We start from the raw sequence: 6218 nt of genomic DNA on the forward strand, positions 1-6218 counted from the left end.
AGCTCAAAATACTGTTTTGAGGTTGCAAATAGGACTGACGGAGTCAGTTACAAAGCATTGCTTTAAAGTTGTAGATAGGACTGACCAAATAGGTACATACCTATAACAAGGCAAGGCTGACCTGGTTTGAAGAGATTTTCAAAGAGTACAAGAAGTTTAGTTATTAGCGTTCTTACCGCTTGTAAACTAGATTTCCCATAAAATAGAATCTTTTCCTTTTAGTTGTAAACTAGTCTGGGAGAGTAGAGAGGTTTGAGATACCTTTCTAGCTTTTGGATTATCATCTAAGGAGAGTAACCTTTTCCTTGCATTAAAAAGGGGAAAAAGAGACACGAAATGACTATAATGGGTGACAATGGGGGAAGGGATAGACAAGAGATTTTATCCACATATGAAAAAAGGAGGTTAGAAAAGAGTAATATAGCCTATATTATATAAATAATCAATTGCGCAGAAATTTTGTAAGAATTCATGCGTCAACTCATAAAGAACTACTTAAAAAATTCACAGTATTCATAATTATTTTCGAGGAGAAAAACAGTGAAAAAAAGAAAAAAGCTTGCTCTGTCTCTTATCGCTTTTTGGCTGACGGCTTGTTTAGTAGGCTGTGCTAGCTGGATTGATCGTGGAGAATCCATAACGGCTGTTGGCTCAACTGCCTTGCAACCCTTGGTTGAAGTAGCGGCAGATGAATTTGGCACGATCCATGTTGGAAAAACGGTCAATGTCCAAGGGGGAGGTTCTGGTACAGGCTTGTCCCAGGTTCAGTCTGGGGCAGTTGATATAGGAAACTCAGATGTATTTGCTGAGGAAAAAGACGGAATTGATGCTTCTGCTCTTGTTGACCACAAGGTCGCGGTAGCTGGCTTGGCTCTGATTGCCAATAAGGAGGTCGATGTTGATAACCTAACGACAGAGCAACTTCGTCAAATCTTCATAGGTGAGGTAACCAATTGGAAAGAGGTTGGTGGTAAGGACTTACCCATCTCTGTTATCAATCGGGCAGCCGGCTCTGGCTCTCGTGCTACCTTTGATACTGTCATTATGGAAGGTCAGTCCGCCATGCAAAGTCAGGAGCAGGATTCAAATGGAGCGGTAAAATCAATCGTATCAAAAAGTCCAGGAGCTATCTCTTATTTATCTCTTACCTATATAGATGATTCGGTCAAAAGCATGAAGTTGAATGGCTATGACTTAAGTCCAGAAAATATAAGTAGCAATAATTGGCCCTTGTGGTCTTATGAGCATATGTATACATTGGGGCAGCCCAATGAGTTGGCTGCAGAATTTCTCAATTTTGTTCTCTCGGATGAGACCCAAGAAGGGATTGTCAAAGGATTGAAGTATATTCCGATTAAGGAAATGAAGGTTGAAAAAGATGCTGCCGGAACTGTGACAGTGTTGGAAGGGAGACAATAATGAATCAAGAAGAATTAGCTAAGAAAATGTTGCTTCCATCAAAGAATTCTCGTCTGGAGAAATTAGGAAAAGGTTTGACCTTTGCCTGTCTTTCTTTGATAGTCATCCTTGTGGCCATGATTTTGGTTTTCGTAGCGCAAAAAGGCTTGTCGACCTTCTTTGTCAATGGTGTGAATATCTTTGACTTTCTTTTGGGAGGAACTTGGAATCCTTCTAGTAAAGAATTTGGTGCCCTTCCTATGATTTTGGGTTCCTTTATCGTTACCATTCTCTCAGCCCTTATCGCAACACCCTTTGCTATTGGTGCAGCAGTTTTTATGACCGAAGTATCACCAAAAGGGGCGAAGATTTTGCAACCAGCTATTGAACTCCTGGTTGGGATTCCTTCAGTAGTGTACGGATTTATTGGCTTGCAAGTCGTCGTTCCCTTTGTTCGCAGTGTCTTTGGTGGGACTGGTTTTGGGATTTTGTCAGGGATTTCCGTCCTCTTTGTCATGATTTTGCCGACCGTAACCTTTATGACAACGGATAGCTTGCGTGCGGTTCCTCGTTATTATCGTGAGGCCAGTTTCGCTATGGGAGCCACTCGCTGGCAGACTATCTGGCGTGTGATCTTGAAGGCGGCCCGTTCTGGTATTTTCACTGCAGTGGTCTTTGGGATGGCGCGTGCCTTTGGTGAGGCTCTAGCTATCCAGATGGTTGTCGGAAACTCAGCTGTTATCCCAACTTCCTTGACCACACCAGCTGCAACTTTAACTTCTATATTAACTATGGGAATTGGGAACACTGTCATGGGAACTGTAAATAATAATGTTCTCTGGTCACTGGCCTTGGTACTGCTCTTGATGAGTTTAGTTTTTAACAGTGTGATTAAATTGATTACGAAAGAAAGAGGAAAGAAAAATTATGCGCGCTAAGAAATTAGATAAACTTGCAACAGCTGTCCTCTATACGATTGCTAGCATCATTGTGACAATCTTGGCTTCCTTGATTCTCTATATCTTGGTTCGGGGCTTGCCCCATATCTCTTGGTCTTTCTTGACTGGAAGGTCTTCTGCTTTTCAAGCAGGTGGTGGGATTGGCATTCAGCTTTACAATTCCTTTTTCCTATTGGTCATTACTTTGATTATTTCTGTACCTCTTTCTATGGGAGCTGGGATTTACTTGGCTGAGTATGCTAAAAAAGGTCCTGTTACCAACTTTGTGCGGACTTGTATTGAAATCTTGTCCTCTTTACCATCAGTGGTGGTGGGTCTCTTTGGTTACTTGATCTTTGTAGTCCAGTTTGAGTATGGATTTTCAATCATTTCAGGTGCCTTGGCCTTGACAGTCTTTAACTTGCCTCAGATGACGCGTAATGTAGAGGATAGTTTGAAACATGTTCACCATACCCAACGTGAGGCTGGTCTGGCTCTTGGGATTTCTCGTTGGGAGACAGTGGTTCATGTTGTTATTCCAGAAGCGCTTCCAGGTATTGTAACGGGTGTCGTCTTGGCATCTGGTCGTATCTTTGGCGAAGCTGCAGCTCTGATTTATACAGCAGGGCAATCGGCGCCAGCTCTTGACTGGTCTAACTGGAATATCCTCAGTGTGACTAGCCCCATCTCTATCTTCCGTCAAGCAGAAACCTTGGCTGTCCATATCTGGAAAGTCAATAGTGAAGGCACTATTCCAGATGGAACTATTGTATCAGCAGGTTCTGCCGCTGTGCTCCTAATCTTTATCCTGATTTTTAACTTTGGAGCTCGTAAGTTCGGAAACTATCTACACAAGAAATTAACCGCTGTCTAAAGGAGAAGCCATGTCAACATATAACTGGGATGAGAAGCATATCCTTACCTTTCCTGAAGAAAAAGTAGCCCTTTCTACTAAGGATGTCCATGTTTACTATGGTAAAAATGAATCCATTAAGGGGATTGATATGCAATTTGAAAGAAATAAAATTACAGCTTTGATTGGTCCGTCGGGATCGGGGAAATCTACCTACTTACGCAGTCTCAATCGCATGAATGATACTATTGATATTGCTAAAGTAACTGGGCAGATTCTCTATCGTGGAATTGATGTCAACCGTCCAGAAATCAACGTTTATGAAATGCGTAAACACATTGGAATGGTTTTTCAACGCCCTAATCCATTTGCTAAGTCAATTTACCGTAATATTACCTTTGCGCATGAACGTGCTGGAGTTAAGGATAAGCAAGTCCTAGATGAAATCGTAGAAACCTCCCTTCGTCAGGCTGCCCTCTGGGATCAGGTTAAAGACGATCTCCACAAGTCAGCCTTGACCTTATCAGGTGGTCAGCAACAACGTCTCTGTATTGCTCGTGCCATCTCTGTTAAGCCAGATATCCTCTTAATGGATGAGCCAGCCTCAGCCTTGGATCCGATTGCGACCATGCAACTAGAAGAGACCATGTTTGAGCTCAAGAAAGACTTTACCATCATCATTGTAACGCATAATATGCAGCAGGCTGCTCGTGCAAGTGACTATACAGGCTTCTTTTACTTGGGTGATTTGATTGAGTATGACAAAACTGCAACTATTTTCCAAAATGCCAAGCTACAGTCCACCAATGACTATGTATCTGGTCACTTTGGTTAGAAAGGAAACCGTATGACAGATGCGATTTTACAGGTATCAGACCTGTCCGTTTATTATAATAAAAAGAAGGCTTTGAATAGTGTTTCCCTATCTTTCCAACCTAAGGAAATTACAGCCTTGATTGGTCCATCTGGATCAGGGAAGTCAACCCTCCTCAAGTCTCTCAACCGCATGGGAGATCTCAATCCAGAGGTGACAACAACTGGATCCGTGGTGTACAATGGTCACAACATCTACAGTCCGCGTACAGATACGGTTGAATTACGTAAGGAAATCGGAATGGTTTTCAAACAACCTAATCCTTTCCCTATGACTATCTATGAGAATGTTGTCTACGGGCTTCGTATCAATGGAATTAAGGATAAGCTGGTTCTGGATGAAGCCGTAGAAAAAGCCTTGCAAGGTGCCTCTATCTGGGATGAGGTCAAGGATCGTCTACATGATTCAGCTATTGGATTGTCAGGTGGTCAACAGCAGCGTGTCTGCGTGGCCCGTGTCTTGGCAACCAGTCCTAAAATCATCCTCTTGGATGAGCCAACTTCGGCTTTGGATCCGATTTCAGCTGGTAAAATTGAGGAAACCTTGTATGGTCTAAAAGACAAGTACACCATGCTTCTGGTAACCCGTTCCATGCAACAAGCTTCACGTATCTCTGATAAGACAGGATTTTTCCTAGATGGAGATTTGATTGAATTTAATGATACCAAGCAGATGTTCCTTGATCCCCAACACAAGGAAACGGAAGACTATATTACAGGAAAATTTGGATAAGGAGATGAAAGATGTTACGATCTCAATTTGAAGAAGATTTAGAGAAATTACATAACCAGTTCTACGCTATGGGACAAGAAGTGCTCTCACAAATCAATCGTACGGTGCGTGCCTTTGTCACGCATGACCGTGACCTGGCAAAAGAGGTCATCGAAGATGACGCAGAAGTAAATGAATACGAAGTGAAACTGGAAAAGAAATCATTTGAAATGATTGCACTCCAACAACCAGTCTCTCAAGATTTGCGTACAGTCTTGACTGTCCTTAAGGCTGTATCAGATGTGGAGCGTATGGGGGATCACGCTGTAGCCATTGCCCAGGCAACCATCCGTATGAAGGGGGAAGAGCGCATCCCAGTTGTAGAGGAAGAAATTCAAAAAATGGGACGTGAAGTTAAAAGCGTTGTTGAAGCAGCACTTGATCTTTATCTTAATGGTTCTGTTGACGACGCATACCGGGTAGCCTCCATGGATGAGCAAATTAACCACTATTTTGAAACTATCCGTGACCTTGCGACTGAAGAGATTAAGAAAAATCCAGAAGCCATTGTTACGGGTCGTGATTATTTCCAAGTTATTTCCTACTTGGAGCGTATCGGTGACTATGCTAAAAATATCTGTGAATGGGTTGTTTACTTTGAAACAGGTAAGATTGTCGAATTATAAAGTATTCAAAGGATAAAATTATTGTGAAAGCTTACTTTTTAATACAGTAAGCTTTCATTGTATAGATAGTTTACTTTGTCAGAGGTGAATAATGAACTACATACAGAATATCAGAAAAAAAGTTGGAAAAGATAAAATTATTTTAAATTTTACCTGTGGAATATTAAGTCAATCAGGAAAAATTTTATTACAAAAACGAGCAGATAAAGGAACGTGGGGATTACCAGGTGGTGCTCTTGAATTAGGAGAATCGGCTTTAGAAGCTTTAGTGCGAGAGTTTTATGAAGAAACAGGAGTCGAAGTGAGGGTGGAAAAACTCTTAAATGTTTATACAAAATATTCAGACAGTTATCCGAATGGTGATGAGGCTCAAGTTCTTACAATCTTGTATTTAGTTTCATCTGAAACTTCTATCTCTACAAATTTTTTTACAAGTGATGAAACTTTAGAATTAGGATTTTTTGATCATAGTGACATACAAAATATTGCAATTGTAAACCAGCAGCATCAAGATATGATAAATGATTTTTTTGAAAATAAGTTCCCAATAGATAGATAAACTAACCACTGTATTTCTATTTTTTAGTGAAAGTTCTATAATGAAGTTAGCCATCCAACCCTCCTAAAAATTAGATGGTTCAACTAGCTGATAGCTAGTACTCGATTTCATTTGATAAGAGGCTTGGAGCTGTTAAGCTGGAAAGCCAAGGCTAAGATTAGCCTTGGTTTAGCTGACAAAACTGCTTCAAGGGTTCCTC

The 6218-nt window shown here is 41.1% G+C and carries 7 protein-coding genes; all 7 read left to right on the forward strand.

The annotated features are described in order from the left end of the window. Positions 1 to 540: 540 nt before the first annotated feature. The 7 genes from pstS (at position 541) to HT723_RS08015 (ending at position 6019) form a co-directional block, all read left to right on the forward strand. On the forward strand, positions 541 to 1419 hold the full coding sequence (gene pstS / locus HT723_RS07985) for a phosphate ABC transporter substrate-binding protein PstS (protein WP_000746334.1): 879 nt from the start codon (positions 541 to 543) through the stop codon (positions 1417 to 1419). Next, positions 1419 to 2336 carry a phosphate ABC transporter permease subunit PstC gene (gene pstC / locus HT723_RS07990; protein WP_001070908.1) on the forward strand — a complete coding sequence of 306 codons (918 nt, stop codon included), beginning with the start codon at positions 1419 to 1421 and terminating at the stop codon, positions 2334 to 2336. Before pstS ends, pstC begins: the two co-directional genes overlap by 1 nt. Beyond that, a complete protein-coding gene (pstA, locus tag HT723_RS07995; protein WP_001201787.1) occupies positions 2326 to 3210 on the forward strand; it encodes a phosphate ABC transporter permease PstA in 885 nt (294 codons plus the stop codon). Before pstC ends, pstA begins: the two co-directional genes overlap by 11 nt. 10 nt (positions 3211 to 3220) lie before the next feature. After that, positions 3221 to 4024 (forward strand): phosphate ABC transporter ATP-binding protein PstB, encoded by an 804-nt coding sequence (pstB, locus tag HT723_RS08000; RefSeq protein WP_000109215.1) that lies wholly within the window; start codon positions 3221 to 3223, stop codon positions 4022 to 4024. 12 nt (positions 4025 to 4036) lie between these two features. Beyond that, the gene (gene pstB / locus HT723_RS08005; RefSeq protein ID WP_172934997.1) at positions 4037 to 4795 is read left to right on the forward strand and encodes a phosphate ABC transporter ATP-binding protein PstB; all 759 of its coding nucleotides are present in this window, start codon (positions 4037 to 4039) and stop codon (positions 4793 to 4795) included. Between the two features lie 11 nt (positions 4796 to 4806). Beyond that, the gene (gene phoU, locus HT723_RS08010) at positions 4807 to 5460 is read left to right on the forward strand and encodes a phosphate signaling complex protein PhoU (RefSeq protein WP_172934998.1); all 654 of its coding nucleotides are present in this window, start codon (positions 4807 to 4809) and stop codon (positions 5458 to 5460) included. A gap of 91 nt (positions 5461 to 5551) precedes the next feature. Continuing rightward, positions 5552 to 6019 carry an NUDIX domain-containing protein gene (locus HT723_RS08015; RefSeq protein WP_001106783.1) on the forward strand — a complete coding sequence of 156 codons (468 nt, stop codon included), beginning with the start codon at positions 5552 to 5554 and terminating at the stop codon, positions 6017 to 6019. The last annotated feature ends 199 nt before the right edge of the window (positions 6020 to 6218 follow it).

The organism is Streptococcus sp. 2106, assembly GCF_013277315.1.
In the GTDB taxonomy this organism is placed as follows: domain Bacteria; phylum Bacillota; class Bacilli; order Lactobacillales; family Streptococcaceae; genus Streptococcus; species Streptococcus pseudopneumoniae.

What these genes read in the sequence shown, in the direction of transcription:
- phoU (WP_172934998.1), top strand. Translation starts at nt 4,807, where the DNA reads ATGTTACGATCTCAATTTGAAGAAGATTTAGAGAAATTACATAACCAG.
- pstA (WP_001201787.1), top strand. Translation starts at nt 2,326, where the DNA reads ATGCGCGCTAAGAAATTAGATAAACTTGCAACAGCTGTCCTCTATACG.
- pstB (WP_172934997.1), top strand. Translation starts at nt 4,037, where the DNA reads ATGACAGATGCGATTTTACAGGTATCAGACCTGTCCGTTTATTATAAT.
- HT723_RS08015 (WP_001106783.1), top strand. Translation starts at nt 5,552, where the DNA reads ATGAACTACATACAGAATATCAGAAAAAAAGTTGGAAAAGATAAAATT.
- pstB (WP_000109215.1), top strand. Translation starts at nt 3,221, where the DNA reads ATGTCAACATATAACTGGGATGAGAAGCATATCCTTACCTTTCCTGAA.
- pstC (WP_001070908.1), top strand. Translation starts at nt 1,419, where the DNA reads ATGAATCAAGAAGAATTAGCTAAGAAAATGTTGCTTCCATCAAAGAAT.